This window comes from Streptomyces sp. DT2A-34, from assembly GCF_030499515.1.
In the GTDB taxonomy this organism is placed as follows: Bacteria; Actinomycetota; Actinomycetes; order Streptomycetales; family Streptomycetaceae; genus Streptomyces.
The window spans coordinates 2,222,130-2,238,582 of record NZ_JASTWJ010000001.1 but is presented as its reverse complement, the minus strand read 5'-3'; the positions used below and the strand labels follow the sequence as shown (position 1 = coordinate 2,238,582).

General features: G+C 69.9%; 12 protein-coding genes. 5 read left to right on the top strand and 7 right to left on the bottom strand.

What is annotated here, in order from left to right:
• Positions 1-255 precede the first annotated feature (255 nt).
• The 3 genes from QQM39_RS09655 (at position 256) to QQM39_RS09645 (ending at position 4,676) form a co-directional block, all read left to right on the top strand.
• Positions 256-2,379, top strand: a complete 2,124-nt coding sequence (locus tag QQM39_RS09655; protein WP_301996276.1) for a type IIA DNA topoisomerase subunit B — start codon at positions 256-258, stop codon at positions 2,377-2,379.
• Between the two features lie 246 nt (positions 2,380-2,625).
• Entirely contained in the window at positions 2,626-3,087 is a 462-nt protein-coding gene (locus tag QQM39_RS09650) for a DUF485 domain-containing protein (RefSeq protein ID WP_301996275.1), read from the top strand.
• On the top strand, positions 3,084-4,676 hold the full coding sequence (locus tag QQM39_RS09645) for a cation acetate symporter (protein WP_301996274.1): 1,593 nt from the start codon (positions 3,084-3,086) through the stop codon (positions 4,674-4,676). The genes QQM39_RS09650 and QQM39_RS09645 overlap by 4 nt, the downstream gene beginning before the upstream one ends.
• A 169-nt stretch (positions 4,677-4,845) precedes the next feature.
• Here QQM39_RS09645 and QQM39_RS09640 read toward each other — a convergent pair whose 3' ends face one another.
• From QQM39_RS09640 to QQM39_RS09625, 4 genes are all read right to left on the bottom strand, one after another.
• Positions 4,846-5,526: a response regulator gene (locus QQM39_RS09640; RefSeq protein ID WP_301996273.1), complete on the bottom strand. Its 681-nt coding sequence runs from the start codon at positions 5,524-5,526 to the stop codon at positions 4,846-4,848.
• The gene (locus tag QQM39_RS09635) at positions 5,523-7,199 is read right to left on the bottom strand and encodes a sensor histidine kinase (protein ID WP_301996272.1); all 1,677 of its coding nucleotides are present in this window, start codon (positions 7,197-7,199) and stop codon (positions 5,523-5,525) included. Before QQM39_RS09635 ends, QQM39_RS09640 begins: the two co-directional genes overlap by 4 nt.
• Positions 7,200-7,453: 254 nt before the next feature.
• Positions 7,454-8,398 carry a sucrase ferredoxin gene (locus tag QQM39_RS09630; protein WP_301996271.1) on the bottom strand — a complete coding sequence of 315 codons (945 nt, stop codon included), beginning with the start codon at positions 8,396-8,398 and terminating at the stop codon, positions 7,454-7,456.
• Positions 8,399-8,478: 80 nt separating this feature from the next.
• A complete protein-coding gene (locus QQM39_RS09625; protein ID WP_301996270.1) occupies positions 8,479-9,738 on the bottom strand; it encodes a citrate synthase in 1,260 nt (419 codons plus the stop codon).
• Between the two features lie 108 nt (positions 9,739-9,846).
• On the opposite strand from QQM39_RS09625, the gene QQM39_RS09620 reads away from it, so the two are divergent.
• The gene (locus QQM39_RS09620; RefSeq protein ID WP_301996269.1) at positions 9,847-11,013 is read left to right on the top strand and encodes a citrate synthase/methylcitrate synthase; all 1,167 of its coding nucleotides are present in this window, start codon (positions 9,847-9,849) and stop codon (positions 11,011-11,013) included.
• A gap of 179 nt (positions 11,014-11,192) precedes the next feature.
• Here the strand turns inward: QQM39_RS09620 and QQM39_RS09615 are convergent, their stop codons facing one another.
• The gene (locus QQM39_RS09615) at positions 11,193-11,429 is read right to left on the bottom strand and encodes a hypothetical protein (protein ID WP_128430880.1); all 237 of its coding nucleotides are present in this window, start codon (positions 11,427-11,429) and stop codon (positions 11,193-11,195) included.
• Between the two features lie 412 nt (positions 11,430-11,841).
• Positions 11,842-12,390, bottom strand: a complete 549-nt coding sequence (locus tag QQM39_RS09610) for a DUF6082 family protein (protein WP_301996268.1) — start codon at positions 12,388-12,390, stop codon at positions 11,842-11,844.
• Positions 12,391-12,710: 320 nt separating this feature from the next.
• Here QQM39_RS09610 and QQM39_RS09605 point away from each other — a divergent pair, with 320 nt between their 5' ends.
• On the top strand, positions 12,711-13,772 hold the full coding sequence (locus QQM39_RS09605; RefSeq protein WP_301996267.1) for a GTP-binding protein: 1,062 nt from the start codon (positions 12,711-12,713) through the stop codon (positions 13,770-13,772).
• Here the strand turns inward: QQM39_RS09605 and QQM39_RS09600 are convergent.
• Positions 13,769-16,225 (bottom strand): DNA topoisomerase (ATP-hydrolyzing) subunit A, encoded by a 2,457-nt coding sequence (locus tag QQM39_RS09600; protein WP_301996266.1) that lies wholly within the window; start codon positions 16,223-16,225, stop codon positions 13,769-13,771. The genes QQM39_RS09605 and QQM39_RS09600 overlap by 4 nt on opposite strands.
• Positions 16,226-16,453: the final 228 nt, after the last annotated feature.

The window sequence follows — 16,453 nt, the reverse complement described above, 5'->3', positions numbered from 1 at the left end:
GTCCTCCCGGCTGGCTTGCCGGTTTGTTCATGAGGACGTGCCCGGAGCCTAAATGGTTCATGCCTGGAAGGGAACGTGATATGTACTTCACCCCATCGAGGGATCGAACACGCATGCGACTCTGGATTAGTCTGTGTTCCACACGAGGGTGGCGTTACAACGGCTCTACCAGGCCTCGGTACCCTCTTGACGGCGACCGAAGCCGCGCCCTTACCCACTGGGGCCCCATATGAAATTCAGCGAGGAGCGAACCGCGTGACCGCCGAGACGTCCGTGCCGTCCACAGCGCTGCTGGCAGGAGCAGACCGGGACGGGTCCAACTACACCGCGCGGCACCTGCTCGTCCTCGAGGGGCTCGAGGCCGTACGCAAGCGCCCGGGTATGTACATCGGGTCGACCGACAGCCGCGGTCTCATGCACTGCCTCTGGGAGATCATCGACAACTCTGTCGACGAGGCCCTCGGCGGGTACTGCGACCACATCGAGGTGATCCTCCACGACGACGGGTCCGTGGAGGTCCGGGACAACGGCCGGGGCATCCCGGTCGACGTCGAGCCCAAGACCGGCCTGTCCGGCGTCGAGGTCGTCATGACCAAGCTGCACGCCGGCGGAAAGTTCGGCGGCGGTTCGTACGCCGCGTCCGGTGGTCTGCACGGCGTGGGCGCCTCCGTGGTGAACGCCCTGTCCGCGCGGCTGGACGTCGAGGTGGACCGGAGCGGTCACACCCACGCCATCAGCTTCCGGCGTGGCGTACCCGGGGCCTTCGCCGCGGACGGTGCGAACGCCAAGTTCGAGGCCAAGAGTGGCCTGCGCAAGACCAAGAAGATCCCCAAGACGCGCAACGGCACGCGCGTGCGGTACTGGGCCGACCGCCAGATCTTTCTCAAGGACGCCAAGCTCTCCCTGGAGAATCTGCACCAGCGCGCCCGCCAGACCGCGTTCCTGGTGCCCGGTCTCACCCTCGTCGTCCGTGACGAGCTCGGCCTCGGCGAGGGCGGCAGCAAGGGCGAGGAGTCCTTCCGCTTCGACGGCGGCATCAGCGAGTTCTGCGAGTACCTCGCCACCGACAAGCCGGTCTGCGACGTCCTCCGCTTCGGCGGCCAGGGCACCTTCAAGGAGACGGTCCCGGTCCTGGACGAGCACGGCCAGATGACCCCCACCCAGGTCACCCGCGAGCTCGACGTCGACGTCGCCATGCGGTGGGGCACCGGGTACGACACGACCCTGAAGTCGTTCGTGAACATCATCGCCACGCCCAAGGGCGGCACGCACGTCGCGGGCTTCGAGACGGCCGTGACCAGCACGATGAACGAGGTGCTGCGCGCCAAGAAGCTGCTGCGTGTCGCCGAGGACGACATCGTCAAGGACGACGCCCTGGAGGGCCTCACCGCGGTCGTCACGGTCCGTCTCGCCGAGCCGCAGTTCGAGGGCCAGACCAAGGAGGTCCTGGGCACCTCGGCGGCCCGACGCATCGTGAACACCGTGATCTCCAGGGAGCTCAAGGCGTTCCTCACGTCCACGAAGCGGGACGCCGCAGCCCAGGCCCGGGTCGTCATGGAGAAGGCCGTCGCCGCCGCACGCACGCGTATCGCGGCCCGCCAGCACAAGGACGCGCAGCGCCGGAAGACGGCGCTGGAGTCCTCGTCGCTGCCCGCCAAGCTCGCGGACTGCCGCAGTGACGACGTCGACCGCAGCGAGCTGTTCATCGTCGAGGGAGACTCCGCGCTCGGCACCGCCAAGCTCGCCCGGAACTCCGAGTTCCAGGCGCTGCTGCCGATCCGCGGCAAGATCCTCAACGTCCAGAAGTCGTCCGTGACCGACATGCTCAAGAACGCCGAGTGCGGGGCGATCATCCAGGTCATAGGAGCGGGTTCCGGCCGGACCTTCGACATCGACGCGGCGCGCTACGGCAAGATCATCATGATGACCGACGCCGATGTGGACGGCTCCCACATCCGGACCCTGCTGCTGACGCTGTTCCAGCGCTACATGCGGCCGATGATCGAGGCCGGCCGGGTGTTCGCGGCGGTGCCGCCGCTGCACCGGATCGAGCTCATCCAGCCCAAGAAGGGGCAGGACAAGTACGTCTACACATACTCGGACCGTGAACTGCGCGACAAGCTCATGGAGTTCCAGAGCAAGGGCATCCGCTACAAGGACTCCATCCAGCGGTACAAGGGTCTCGGTGAGATGGACGCCGACCAGCTGGCCGAGACGACGATGGACCCGCGCCATCGCACCCTGCGCCGGATCAGCCTCACCGACCTGGAGGCCGCCGAGCGGGTCTTCGATCTGCTGATGGGCAATGACGTGGCGCCGCGTAAGGAGTTCATCTCCAGCTCGGCGGCGACGCTGGATCGGTCGCGTATCGACGCGTAGCCGCTGCGCTGGGCTTGGGCCGGCTATTCGGCCTCGGCTTCGCCTTCGGCCCCTCATTTGGGTTCCCACCCGCATCGCCCGTGCGGCTTTCGTCGTCGGGTGCGGGTGGCCCCCGTGGGGCGTACTCGCCGTTGGCGGCTTGCGGGCGCGTACGACATATGCGGCTTCGGCGGGTGAATCACCTGATGGGGTGAAGCGCGCGGAGAAAAAGAGCCGGGGATCTTTCCGTTCTGTCCATGCTTGGGCATGTACTCAAGCGACGGTCGTCCCCGCGACGCCAGAAGTGCGCGGTACGACGATCCCTGGTACGACGCGCTCGCCTCCGGGTGGGGGGAGTCGGACGTCACGGATGCTCCTGACGCCGCTCCGCCGGCAGCGGCCGACGTGTACCTAGAGGTACAGCGCAGCGCCGCCTTCCAGGAAGTGCGCAGCCGCTACCACAGGTTCGTGGTGCCGGCGGTCGCCGTGTTCCTCTCCTGGTACGTGGTGTACGTCGTCGCCGCCACGACCGCGCCGGGATTGATGGCCCGGCCCGTGGCGGGCGCTGTGAACGTCGCGATGCTCGCCGGGCTCGGGCAGTTCCTCAGCACCTTCCTGCTCACCTGGGCCTACGCCCGCCATGCGCGGCTGCGCCGAGACCGGGCCGCGCTCGAACTGCGCTGGGACACCCAGGAGTTGACGCGCGTCGCAAGGGACGGTGTCGCGTGACGGGTGACCATCAGACTCTGGCGCTGCTCCTGTTCAGCGTATTCGTCGCGATCACATTGGCGATCACGACGTGGGTGAGCCGCAACCGGCGTGGTTCGGCGGAGGAGTTCTATGCGGGCGGCCGGCTCTTCTCGCCCATGGAGAATGGTTTTGCCATCGCCGGTGACTACATGTCGGCCGCCTCCTTCCTCGGCATCTCCGGGCTCATCGCTCTCTTCGGCTACGACGGGATGCTGTACTCGGTGGGCTTCCTCGTGGCCTGGCTGGTGGTGCTGTTCCTCGTCGCCGAACTGGTGCGCAACTGCGGGCGGTTCACGCTCGCCGACGTGGTCGCCGCGCGGGTGAGCGAGCGCCCGGTGCGGATCGCGCTGGGAACTTCCTCGGTCACCGTGTCCGTTCTGTATCTGGTGGCGCAGATGGTGGGCGCGGGCACCCTGGTCGCGCTGCTGCTCGGGGGCAAGGGCGAGGCGGCGCAGGCCTGGACCGTCATCTGCGTCGGTGCGCTCATGGTGATCTATGTGTCGTGGGGAGGGATGCGGGCCACCACCTGGATCCAGATCGTCAAGTCGGTCCTGCTGCTCGGCGGCACCATCGCGTTGACCGCGCTCGTCCTGGTGCGCTTCCACGGCGACTTCGACCGGCTGCTGCTCACGGCGGCCGAGCGCAGTGGTCACGGCGAGGCGTTCCTGGCACCCGGGCTGAAGTACGGCGGGGACTGGACGGCCCGGTTCGACTTCATCAGCCTCGGGCTCGCGCTGGTGCTGGGGACCGCCGGGCTGCCGCACATCCTCTCCCGCTTCTACACGGTGCCCACCGCCCGCGCGGCCCGGCGCTCGGTGGTCTGGGCGATCGGTCTCATCGGCGGCTTCTACCTCATGACGATCGTTCTGGGCTTCGGCGCCGCCGCCATCGTCGGGCCCGAGGCCGTGCGCGGGTCGAACGCGGCCGGGAACACCGCGGTTCCGCTGCTCGCCCTCGATCTCGGCGGCGGCGCGCATTCCACCGGAGGAACGGTTCTCTTCGCCGTGGTCGCCGCCATCGCCTTCGCCACGATCCTCGCGGTGGTCGCCGGCATCACGCTGTCCTCCTCGGCCTCCGTGGCCCACGACCTGTACACGTCGCTACGCCGCCGACGCGCCAAGCCCCGCAGCGAGGTGGCCGTGGCGCGGGCCGCCGCGGTCGGCATCGGCGTGGTCGCGATCGCCCTCGGGTTGCTGGCCCGCGACCTGAACGTCGCCTTCCTGGTCGGCCTCGCCTTCGCCGTCGCCGCGTCCGCCAATCTGCCGGTGCTGCTCTACACGCTGTTCTGGCGGGACTTCACCACGCGCGGCGGCGTATGGGCGGTGTACGGGGGCCTGATCCCGGCCGTGGTTCTCGTGCTGCTGTCGCCGGTGGTGTCGGGCAGCCCCGAATCGCTGTTCCCCCGCGTCGACTTCCAGTACTTCCCCCTGCAGAACCCCGGCCTCGTCTCGATCCCGCTGGGCTTCGTCGCGGGCTGGCTCGGCACGGTCACCTCGGCCGAGATGCCGGACGAGGCCAAGCACGCGGAGACCGAGGTGCGGTCGCTGACGGGGGCGGGAGCGGTTTAGGCCGGGGGCGGTTTGGGTCGGCGCCGCCTTCACCGCCGTACGACGCTCCCCTCCGCCGCAGGACGGAGGAGACGCGCGCAGGATGCCGAGCAGTCGGCTGATAAATGGGCGGCCGGCATCCGTATGAAGAAGCGGCACGGTTCCTTCCCCCGCCCCCACGGGCCGTGCCTCAGGCGCGGGTCGCCCACACGTAACGGTGTTCCGGGCGGCCCGCGTCGCCGTACTTGAGGGTGAGGCGGGCCCGGCCCGTGCGTTCCAGGAGCTTGAGATAGCGCTGGGCGGTCTGGCGGCTCACCCCCGTCCGATCGGCGATCTCCTGGGCCGACAGCGGGCCTTCGGCGTTCATCAGGGACTGGCGTACGAGTTCCGCGGTGGTGGGGGAGTGGCCCTTCGGCAGGTCGGGCTCCGATGACGCGGACAGGGCGCCGAAGATGCGGTCCACCTCGGCCTGTTCCGCCTCGCCGCCGCCGTCGAGGGTGCGACGCAGCTCCGCGTACGCCTCCAGCTTGGCGCGCAGGCCCGCGAAGGCGAACGGCTTGACCAGGTACTGCAGCGCCCCGTGCCGCATCGCCGCCTGCACCGTCGACACGTCCCGGGCCGCCGTGACCATGATCACATCGGTCTGGAGGCCGCGTCGGCGCATCTCCTGGACGACCGACAGGCCCGTCCCGTCGGGCAGATAGTGATCCATGAGGACCAGGTCCAGGCGGGGCAGCTCCTCCACCTGGCGAAGCGCCTCGGCCGCGCTGTGCGCCTCGCCGGCGACATGGAAGCCCGGCACCTTCTCGACGTAGGCGGCGTTGACCCGCGCCACGCGCGTGTCGTCGTCCACGACCAGGACCTCGATCATCGCGACTCCTCCTCGGCGGTGCGCTGCGCGGCTGATGGCACGGTGAGGGCGGCCGGTTCCAGGTCGGGCTCGGCCAGCGCCTCGGGCAGGAGCACGGTGAACTCCGCGCCGCCGCCCGCCGCTTCGCCCACGGTCGCGGTGCCGCCCTGCCGTTCGGCGAGCCTGCGCACCAGGGAGAGCCCGATACCGCGTTCGCGGTGGGCCGGCGGCTTCTTGGTGGACCATCCCTCGGTGAAGATCAACTCGCGGTGCTCCTCGGGGATTCCCGGCCCTGTGTCGCGCACCCTGAGGATCGCGGTGCGCCCCTCGGCGCGCGATTCGACCTCCACGCGCGCGTGCGGCGTGCCCGCGACGGCGTCCAGTGCGTTGTCCACCAGGTTGCCGACGATCGTGACGAGCCCTCGGGGGTCCACCAGCCGGTCCGGCAGCCGGGTACGGTCCGACAGGTGCAGCGCGACGCCGCGCTCGGCGGCCACGGTCGCCTTGCCGACCAGGAGGGCGGCTAGCAGCGGGTCCTGGATCTTCTCGGCGACCTGCTCCGCGGTGGCCCGGTGATCGCCGACCACCTCGCCGACGAACTCCACGGCGTCGTCGTACATCTCCAGTTCGAGCAGCCCGAGGAGCGTGTGCATACGGTTGGCGTGTTCGTGGTCCTGGGCGCGCAGGGCGTCGATCAGGCCGCGCGTGGAGTCGAGCTCCCGGCCGAGCTGCTCCAGCTCGGTGCGGTCGCGCAGGGTCGCGACGGCGCCGTCGTCGGTGGGCATGCGGTTGGTGACCAGGACGCGCTGGCCGCGGACCGTGAGCAGATCGGTGCCGGTCACCCGGCCGGCCAGCACGTCGGTCGTACGGCCCTCGCCGAGCGCCTCGTCGAGGGACCGGCCGACGGCCTCGTCCCCGATGCCCAGCAGGCGTTGAGCCTCATCGTTGAGGAGACGGATACGGCCGCCGCGGTCCAGGGCGACGACGCCCTCCCGGATGCCGTGCAGCATGGCCTCGCGCTCCGCGAGCAGCGCCGAGATGTCGGAGAAGGCCAGGTCCCGTGTCTGCCGCTGCAGTCGGCGGGAGATGAGCCAGGCGGCCAGCGAGCCGACCGCGAGGGCACCGCCCGCGTACGCGAGCAGCCCGGGGATCGCGTGCAGCAGCCGGGCCCGCACGCTGTCGTACGCGATACCGACCGAGACCGCCCCGACGATCTTGCCGTCGCCGTCGCGCAGCGGCACCTTGCCGCGGGTGCTGCGGCCCAGGGTGCCGTCGTCGATCTGCATGACCTCGTGGCCGGCGAGGGCCTGACCCGGGTCCGTCGACACGATCCTGCCGATCTCGCCCGGGGTGGGATGGGACCAGCGCACGCCGCGCCGGTCCATCACGACGACATACTCGGCGTGGGTGGCCCGGCGGATCCGCTCCGCCTCCCGCTGGACGGGCCCGTCGGCCGTCGCGCGCGTGCTCACCAGATCCTCGGCGATCTGCGGCTGGGCCGCCGTGGTCTGCGCGATCGACAGCGCACGGCGCATCGCCTGATCGTCCAGCTGGTCGCTGAGCGGAGCGAGGAACAGCCCGGTCGCGAGCACCGCGACTCCCGCGGCGATCGCCACCTGCATCAGCAGCACCTGCGCGAACATCCGCCGGGGCAGGCCGAGGCGCAGGCGACGTGCGGGGGGAGTGGGGCTCATACCCATGACGGTACGTGGGCGGGCGGGAAGTCCCGTAGTGGGGTGTGACGTGGATCTCTTGATCGATGTCGGGCGCTCGGTCCATGTGGGGTGGCTCCGTGCACCTGGTCAACTCGTGCGCCAATGCCTGTATCCGATCAACTCGCGAGCCCAGGCCGTGCGCCTGATCCACCTGCGAGCCAGGCCGTGGATCTGATCAACTCACCGGTCACCCAGTGCACCTGATCAAGACGAGAACCACTCCGTGCACCTGATCAACTCGCGAGTGCCGTCGCCACCGTGAGCTCGCGCACCGCCACCACGTCCATCCGCGCGGGCGAGCCGAGCACCGACGTGCCGCAGCTCTCGGGGCGGGGTGGCAGGGACGCGCCCTGCGCCACGACGACCCGCCAGTGGCGCCCGTCCACGTGGGCGACCGTCACTTCCCATCGCGGGGCCGCGCCGTCCGTCCGTACGACGCGCAGCGCTTCCGCGGCGTACTCGCCCGCAGCCGAGCGCACGGCCAGCTCGGCCGCCTGGCCCGGTCGCTCCCAGGCGGAGTTCCCGCGGCACCCCTCGACGGTGATCCGTCCCTCCTGGACGCTGTGCAGGACCTCCTTGACGGCGTGGGCCTGCGCCCGGCCGTAGGCGTAGCCGTACGGCAGCACCAGCAACGTCGGTGAGAACCGATGTCCACCCAGATGGGTGACCTCCCAGACGCCCTCCACGCCGGATGCGGCGAGCTCGGCCGCGAGAGGCCGGCCGAGGAGCGCGCAGCAGCGGTCCCGCTTGCCGTTCGTGCAGACGAGCGCGAGCGGGTCGCCTGTGTGGGGCCGCCCCTGGAGTGCCGAGTCGAAGGTGTGGTGGAAACCCATGCCGAGGGCGGCGAAGTCCAGGTCGAGCAACTGCTCCGGGTCGTTCGTCGTGGCGGCGTGCAGCCAGACGTTTCCGGGCACGGTGTGGGCCGCGTAGACCCGGCGCTCGGCGGGGGGCCCGCAGTCGGCGTGCCGGCCCGGACGGCGAATCAGTGCCACGCGTACGCCCGTGCCCTTCGCGGCAGTCTCCAGGGCGCGGCCCAGCGCGGGATCCAGGTGGCTCTGCGTGAGCGCCTTGGCACCCCACGGACCGGGCTGCTCCAGCAGCAGCCAGGTCGTCGCGGTCGCCGCGGTCCCCGCGATGGGCTCGTCGAGGTCCTGCGAGACGGTTGAGCACGTACTCACAGAGGTGAGCCTAACCTGACTTGAGTCGGGCGACTTCTTGAGGGGCTGTGTCCTGCTCGGGCAAGGGCCGAGTGTTCTGCTCAGGACTCAGGCAGGGGCTGAGGCGGCTTGGGACCCGTGTAGTGCCCGCTCGGCCGCATGCGCAGCGGTCGCTCCCCGTACTCCTCGAGCGCATGGGCGATCCAGCCCGCGGTACGTGCCACGGCGAAGATCGTCTCGCCTGCCGTGGCGGGCATGGCGGAGGACGCCGTGAACACGGCCAGGGCCAGGTCGACGTTGGCGTGCAGCGGGGTGTGGCGGGCGGCCGTGGCGACGATGTCGCGGGCCGCGGCGAGGGCGGGCGCGGAGCGGGGGATCTCCTCCAGGAGCTCGAACAGGACACGCGCGCGTGGGTCCTCGCCGGCGTAGAGCCGGTGACCGAGCCCCGGAATGCGTCGGCCGGCCCGCAGCTCCTCGGCGATGACGGGCCCGGCGTCGCCCCGGTCGAGCACCTCCATGATCAGCTTGTGGGCGAGGCCGCTGGCCGCCCCGTGCAGAGGGCCCTCGATCACACCGAGCCCGGCGGAGACGGCCGCGTAGGCGTGGGCGCGGGCCGACGCGGCGACCCGCACCGCGAGGGTCGAGGCGGCCAGGTCGTGGTCGACGAGCAGGGCGAGTGCCGTGTCCAGTACCCGTAGCGCGGCCTCGTCGGCGGACCGTGCGCTCAGCTGCCCCCACAGGCGGAGGGCGAGTGAACCCTCGTCGCGATAGGCGTAGCGCGCAGGCGTGAGGGCGGCCACGAGAGTCGGGATGAGGGTGCGCGCGGTGCCGAGTACGGCTTCCTCGGACAGGTCGAAGCGCAGGGGATCCGTGGCCGCGGCGGCGATCGCCGCGACCCGCAACCGGTCGGTGGGACCGGCGTGTTCGGGCAGGCCGTCGGCGGCGCTACGGGCGGCGGCGACGGAGGCCTCGGGGGCGGTGAAAGTGACGCCTCGGCGCAACCGGCCGGTCCACAGCCACTCGGCGACCTCTTCGTAGGAGTGCCGGGCGGCCAGTTGGGTCGCGTCCACGCCCCGGAAGTAGTAGCGGTCGGTGTCGATGAAGGTCAGACGGGTCCGCACGGACAGCTCACCGCCCGATCCCGAACCGCCTGCACCCTCCCGCTTGTTGCGCCGGGCGAGCGTCTCCACCTCCTGCGCGTCGAAGGTGCTGCCCCGGCCGCCGGGCACGCGGCGGCTGCTGAGGTGACCGCGGCTCACGTACGCGTACACGGTCTCGGGCTTCACGCCGAGCAGCTCGGCGGCCTCCTGGGTGGTCAGCCGCCGCACCGCGGGGCCGGGGTCGGGTTCTTGATCGCGCATGGGGTCACCGTATCCAGGACGCGGCATATTGATCCGTGGGTTGATTCAATCAATATTGACAGAGAAATAGTCAAGCATGGACAGTCAAATCAAGTCCAGGGAGGAATCATGTCCGTCAACAGGTCAGCAGCCGCGCTCGTCGATGTGCCACGTGGGCTCGCGGGCGTCGTCGTCACCGACACCGAGATCGGTGATGTGCGTGGGCTCGAGGGCTTTTACCACTACCGCCAGTACTCGGCCGTCGAACTCGCGCAGACCCGCCCCTTCGAGGACGTCTGGCATCTCCTGGTCCACGGTGAACTGCCGGACACCGGACGCGCCGCCGCCTTCGCCGCCGAGACCGCCGCGCTGCGGCGGCTGCCCGACGAGGTGCGGGCGGCCCTGCCTGCGATCGCGGCGGCCAGCGGACGGTCCGGTGCACTGGCCGGCCTGCGCACGGCGCTGTCGCTGCTCGGCGCGGCGAAGGGCTTCCGCCCGGTGTACGACATCGATGCCGACCAGCGCCGCCAGGACGGCCTCGTCGCGGCGGCGGTCGTACCGACGCTGCTCACCGCACTGCACCGACTGGACAGGGGACTTGATCCTGTTGAGCCGCGTGAGGATCTGTCGTACGCGGCGAACTACCTGTACATGTTGACGGGGGCGGAGCCTGATCCGGCGCGCACGCGAGCGATCGAGCAATACTTGATCTCAACCATTGATCACGGATTCAATGCGTCAACCTTCACGGCTCGCGTCATCACCTCAACCGGCGCCGACGTCGCGGCCTGCCTCGTCGGAGCCGTGGGCGCGCTGTCCGGGCCGCTTCACGGCGGTGCGCCCAGTCGCGCGCTGGACACGCTGGACGCGATCGGCACCCCCGACCGCATCGACTCCTGGATCCGAGAACGAGTTCTCGCCGGCGACCGCATCATGGGCTTCGGTCACCCCGTCTACCGCACCGAGGACCCGCGGTCCCGGATGCTCCGCGAACTCGCCCAGCGCTTCGGCGGCCCGCGCGTCGAGTTCGCCGTGGAGGTGGAACGCCGCGTGGAGGTGATACTCGCCGAGCTGAAGCCGGGGCGCGAGCTGCATACGAACGTCGAGTTCTACGCCGGCGTGGTCATGGAACTCTGTGGTCTGCCGCGGGAGATGTTCACACCGACGTTCGCCGCTGCGCGGGTCGTGGGCTGGAGCGCCAACATCCTGGAACAGGCACAGGACTCGAAGATCATCAGGCCGGCGGCGCGGTACGTGGGGCCGGGGGCGCCGGTGAAGGTGCCGACGGCTGCCTGACGCAGGCCCTGGCATACGTGTGGCCTGGTGCTTCTGGCGCCAGGCCTCAGGTGGGGATCGAGCAGTGACGGGGTGCCGGCTGCTCGCCGGGTCGGTGGCCCGGCTCGCTCAACGGTTGCGCGCGGCCGGGGGAGCGTGACGGTACGGGTCGGGGGTGGACGCGTGCTCGTGCGGTGGGCTCAGGCGTCGGGGATGTCTGCCTTGGCGCGGATGAGGGTCTCCCGGCTGACGATGACGATGCGCTCGTAGTCGGCACGGGCGGCATCGGCGGGCAGTTCCGGGTCAAGCGCCTCGGTGGCCTCGGTGCCGATGACGGCGAAGTTGCCGTCGCTGAGTTCGAACACATCCGGGCAGGTAGCTCCTGAACTACTGCCTCGGGCGCTGGGAGGCACACCGATGCGGCGCACGATCTTCAAAGGTACCGGTCCTTAGGAACAAAGAGCTGGCCATACTGGTGGGGAGCAGGTTACTGGTGTTTCTCAGGCCCTCGCGGCTCGTTGGCGAAATGTCACCCGGTCGTACCCTGGCCGCCGTGGCGATTGACCTCGGCGATGAGTTGGTTCGTTGTCGCTGGTCTCCTGACAAGGCGTCTGTGTTGCTCCGCAGAGATGCAGGAAGGGCCTCGCTCTCGCTCAGCTGGGGCTCAGGGGCTTCCGATCCACGGGCAGTGCTCGATGAGCCCCGCGATCACGAGGAAGATCGCGCAAGCCGCGCACACGCGCTCCGAGGAGACGTGCCGCCGTACCGTGGATCCGCCACCGATATTTCGCGGCGGGAAAAATCGCCCAGTCGCGTTGTCGACCGCTCCCGCGTCGCACACCCCGGTCGTCAGTCCGTCGGCGGATCGCCGACAACCCACCACTCATCCGTGTCGGATTCGTCGAGGTCCCGGACGAGCCCATCCACCATGTGTCCGAGCTGGGCCTCCACGGACGACTCGTCCAGGCTGGCCCGCATGTGCCGCGACGCCTCCCAGTACGCGCGGAAGACCGGGCTCTGGAAGAACTCCCGCAGACGCGTGTACAGCTCCTCCCGGTCCAGAAGCTCCGCCTGGTAGAGGTGGTAGAGGTGGACGTACCAAGCGTTGGCATAGAAGAACTGACGACGCCTCTCCGCCGGGATGCTCTGGTCGTACGTGTCGATCACGGCAGCGAGGGAGGGATCGTCGATCGCCCTCGCCAGCAACTCCCAGTGCATGCGCTGCTGATGGGCCAGGGCCGTTCGCCGGATGGCCAGTTCCTCGAGCTCCAGCTGCCTCTCGTGCAGGCGAGCCTTCTCCGACCGCCATTGATGCGCAGCCAGCGTCACACCGGTGGCAGCCAGGAAAGTGAGCGTGGCGGAACCCAGCCTCCGTGCAAAACGTTTCTGTGTGGCCATGTCAACCCCCGAATCAGGCGGCCGTCCGCCGGTCGTCGGGGTGCGGGTCGACGGGAGGGGACCGGCGAGCGGTGGGCGGCGCTTGCCGTCTCCCAGAGTGCCGAGCGGCTCTGATCGGCGGGGAGGCGGAGAGGAGGCGCACGGAGGGAAGCGAGGGTCGCACACTCCGGCGCCATGCCCAACGTCTGCCCGGCAAGTGCTGCTAACAATCGTTCACTTCGCGGTGTTTCTTCCGGCTCGTATCCTGGGTCGGCATTCAATCCTCGTACGTGCGCCGCCCCGCGAGCCGGTGCACCCGTCGGCGTGAGAAAGGTCGCACGTTGAGTCAGCCGAGCACCGGTCCGCAGCAGATTCCGGTCGTCGTACTCGCCGGATTCCTCGGTTCCGGCAAGACGACTGTCCTCAACCACCTCCTCCACCGCAGCGGCGGCACCCGCATCGGCGCCATCGTGAACGACTTCGGCGCCATCGAGATCGACGCCATGGCCGTCGCCGGCGCGCTCGGCGACTCCACCGTCTCCCTCGGCAACGGCTGTCTGTGCTGTGCGGTCGACGCAAGTGAGCTGGACGTCTACCTGGAGCGGCTCGCCCGGCCGTCCACCGGCATCGACGTCATCGTCATCGAGGCCAGCGGACTCGCCGAACCCCAGGAACTCGTGCGCATGGTGCTCGCGAGTGAACATCCGGGCATCGTGTACGGCGGGCTCGTCGAGGTCGTCGACGCCGCCGAGTTCGACGGCACGCGCGCGAAGCACCCCGAGATCGACCGGCACCTCGCCCTCGCCGACCTCGTCGTGGTCAACAAGCTCGACCGGGCGGCCGACGGTGAGCGCGTCCTCGGGACGGTCCGCGGCCTCACCGACCGCGCCGCCGTGGTCCCCGCCACCTACGGCCGTGTCGACCCCGAGTTCCTCTTCGACTGCAGGCCCAGCGAAGAGCGCATCGGGCAGCTGTCCTTCGACGACCTGCATGAGCACGACGAGGATCACAGCGACCACCTGCACGCCGGCTACGACAGCATGTCCTTCGTCTCCGAAGTCCCCCTCGACCCGCGCCGGTTGATGGGGTTCCTGGACAGCAGGCCTGAGGGGCTGTACCGGATCAAGGGGTACGTCGACTTCGGCCCGCACGACGCCGCGAACCGTTACGCCGTGCACGCCGTCGGGCGGTTCCTGCGCTTCTACCCGGAGCCGTGGGCCGACGGGGACGCGCGCCTGACCCAGCTCGTCCTCATCGGCTCCGGCATCGATGCCGCCTCCCTGGCCAAGGAGCTCGACTCGTGCAAGAGCGACGCCCCACGCGCCGACGAGCACGGCATGTGGGGCGTCCTCCGCTACGTACGAGACCCTGAGGACCAGGACCTCGACGTCCCGCAGGTCTAGACCGGACCCGCCACCACGGCCACCGTCTTCGGCAGCGACACACCGGAGCCGTCGCGGCGCGGGTCCATGTCCGGGAGGTCGGCCGGAGTGCCGTTCTTCTGCGCGGCCCGTGCCGGTGCGGCGCCCGCCCAGGCCACGGACAGACAGTCCTCGCCCTTCAGGAACCGCTGGCAGCGGACGCCGCCGGTGGCGCGGCCCTTGCGGGGGTACTGGTCGAACGGGGTCAGCTTGGCCGTCGTCTGGACCGAGTCGTCCAGCGTGCCGCGCGAGCCCGCGACCGTGAAGACGACCGCGTCGGCCGCCGGGTCCACCGCCGTGAAGGAGATGACCTTCGCGCCCTCCGTGAGCTTGATGCCCGCCATGCCGCCGGCGGCGCGGCCCTGCGGGCGGACCTGCGAGGCCTGGTAACGCAGCAGCTGTGCGTCGTCCGTGATGAAGACCAGGTCCTCCTCTCCGGTGCGCAGCTCGACCGCGCCGACGATCCGGTCGCCCTCCTTCAGAGTGATGACCTCCAACTCGTCCTTGTTGGTCGGATAGTCGGGCACCACACGCTTGACCACGCCCTGTTCCGTGCCGAGCGCCAGGCCCGGGGAGGACTCGTCGAGCGTGGTCAGGCAGACCAGGGTCTCGTCGCCCTCCAGGGAGACGAACTCCGACAGTGGCGCGCCGCCCGCGAGGTTCGGCCTCGACGCCGTCTCCGGCAGCTGGGGCAGGTCGATGACGTTGATCCGCAGCAGACGGCCCGTGGACGTCACCGCGCCCACCTCGCCGCGGGCCGTGGCCGGCACCGCCGAGATGATCACGTCGTGCCTGGAGCGCTTCGCGTCGCCGTCCTCCGCGAAGGGGTCGCCGTTCGCCGTACGGGCCAGCAGACCCGTCGAGGACAGCAGCACCCGGCACGGGTCGTCCGCCACCTGAAGCGGCACCGCCGAGACCGTGCTGCCCGCCGACTCCAGCAGGACCGTACGCCGTTCGGTGCCGAACTTCTTGGCCACCGCGGCCAGTTCGGAAGAGACCAGCTTGCGCAGCTCCGCGTCCGAGTCGAGGATCCGGGTCAGCTCCGCGATCTCCGCGTTGAGCCTGTCCTTCTCCGCCTCCAGCTCGATACGGTCGAACTTGGTGAGGCGGCGCAGCGGGGTGTCCAGGATGTACTGCGTCTGGACCTCGCTCAGCGAGAAGCGCTCCATCAGGCGCTCCTTGGCCTGCGCGGAGTTCTCGCTGGACCGGATCAGCCGGATGACCTCGTCGATGTCCAGCAGCGCCGTGAGCAGGCCCTCGACCAGGTGCAGTCGATCGCGCTTCTTGCCGCGGCGGAACTCGCTGCGGCGCCGCACGACCTCGAAGCGGTGGTCGAGGTAGACCTCCAGGAGCTCCTTGAGGCCCAGGGTGAGGGGCTGGCCGTCGACCAGCGCGACGTTGTTGATGCCGAAGGACTCCTCCATCGGCGTCAGCTTGTAGAGCTGCTCAAGGACCGCCTCGGGCACGAAGCCGTTCTTGATCTCGATGACCAGGCGCAGGCCGTGCGCCCGGTCGGTGAGGTCCTTGACGTCGGCGATGCCCTGGATCTTCTTCGAGCCGACCAGGTCCTTGATCTTGGCGATGACCTTCTCCGGGCCGACCGCGAAGGGCAGCTCGGTGATCACGAGGCCCTTGCGGCGCGCCGTCACGGTCTCCACCGACACCGTGGCACGGATCTTGAACGTGCCGCGGCCCGTCTCGTAGGCGTCCCGGATGCCGGAGAGGCCGACGATACGGCCGCCGGTGGGCAGGTCGGGGCCGGGGACGTGCTTCATCAGGGCGTCCAGATCCGCGTTCGGGTAGCGGATCAGGTGGCGGGCGGCCGAGATGACCTCGGCGAGGTTGTGCGGCGGCATGTTGGTGGCCATGCCGACCGCGATGCCCGACGAGCCGTTCACCAGGAGGTTCGGGAAGGCGGCGGGCAGTGCCACCGGCTCCCGCTCCTGGCCGTCGTAATTCGGGTTGAAGTCGACGGTGTCCTCGTCGATGGACTCCGTCATCAGGCTCGCGGGCTCGGCGGCACGGCACTCGGTGTACCGCATGGCGGCCGGCGGGTCGTCATTGCCCAGTGAGCCGAAGTTGCCATGGCCGTCGACCAGCGGGACGCGCATCGAGAAGGGCTGGGCCATGCGCACCAGGGCGTCGTAGATCGACGCGTCGCCGTGCGGGTGCAACTTACCCATGACCTCGCCGACGACGCGGGCGCACTTCACATAGCCGCGGTCGGGGCGCAGGCCCATCTCGTTCATCTGGTAGACGATGCGGCGGTGCACCGGCTTGAGGCCGTCGCGGGCGTCCGGCAGGGCGCGCGAGTAGATGACCGAGTACGCGTACTCGAGGAAGGAGCCCTGCATCTCGTCGACGACGTCGATGTCGAGGATCTTCTCCTCGTACGAGTCGTCGGGCGGCGGGGTCTTCGTGCTGCGGCGGGCCATCGCTGCCGGCTCCTCTGGTTCTGGTCGCTCGAGCGTTTGCGGGATCTGACGCGGACCATTGTGGACCGCGGCACTGACAACCACCGACCAGGACCCGATGTTGGGCTCCCGCCCGGCGTGCGAGAAGTGTCGCCGACGCCGGGCCCTCCCTGCGACAGAGGGGAGGGACGGGGCGCCAACCGCCCTGGTCGAGGCCCCGCTTGCGCGAAGGCAAGCGCGTGCCGCGAG

Coding starts and splice junctions, on each gene's coding strand:
- QQM39_RS09650 (WP_301996275.1), top strand. CDS start 2,626: ATGTACTCAAGCGACGGTCGTCCCCGCGACGCCAGAAGTGCGCGGTAC.
- QQM39_RS09610 (WP_301996268.1), bottom strand. CDS start 12,390: ATGGCCACACAGAAACGTTTTGCACGGAGGCTGGGTTCCGCCACGCTC.
- QQM39_RS09625 (WP_301996270.1), bottom strand. CDS start 9,738: ATGCGCGATCAAGAACCCGACCCCGGCCCCGCGGTGCGGCGGCTGACC.
- QQM39_RS09620 (WP_301996269.1), top strand. CDS start 9,847: ATGTCCGTCAACAGGTCAGCAGCCGCGCTCGTCGATGTGCCACGTGGG.
- QQM39_RS09600 (WP_301996266.1), bottom strand. CDS start 16,225: ATGGCCCGCCGCAGCACGAAGACCCCGCCGCCCGACGACTCGTACGAG.
- QQM39_RS09640 (WP_301996273.1), bottom strand. CDS start 5,526: ATGATCGAGGTCCTGGTCGTGGACGACGACACGCGCGTGGCGCGGGTC.
- QQM39_RS09635 (WP_301996272.1), bottom strand. CDS start 7,199: ATGAGCCCCACTCCCCCCGCACGTCGCCTGCGCCTCGGCCTGCCCCGG.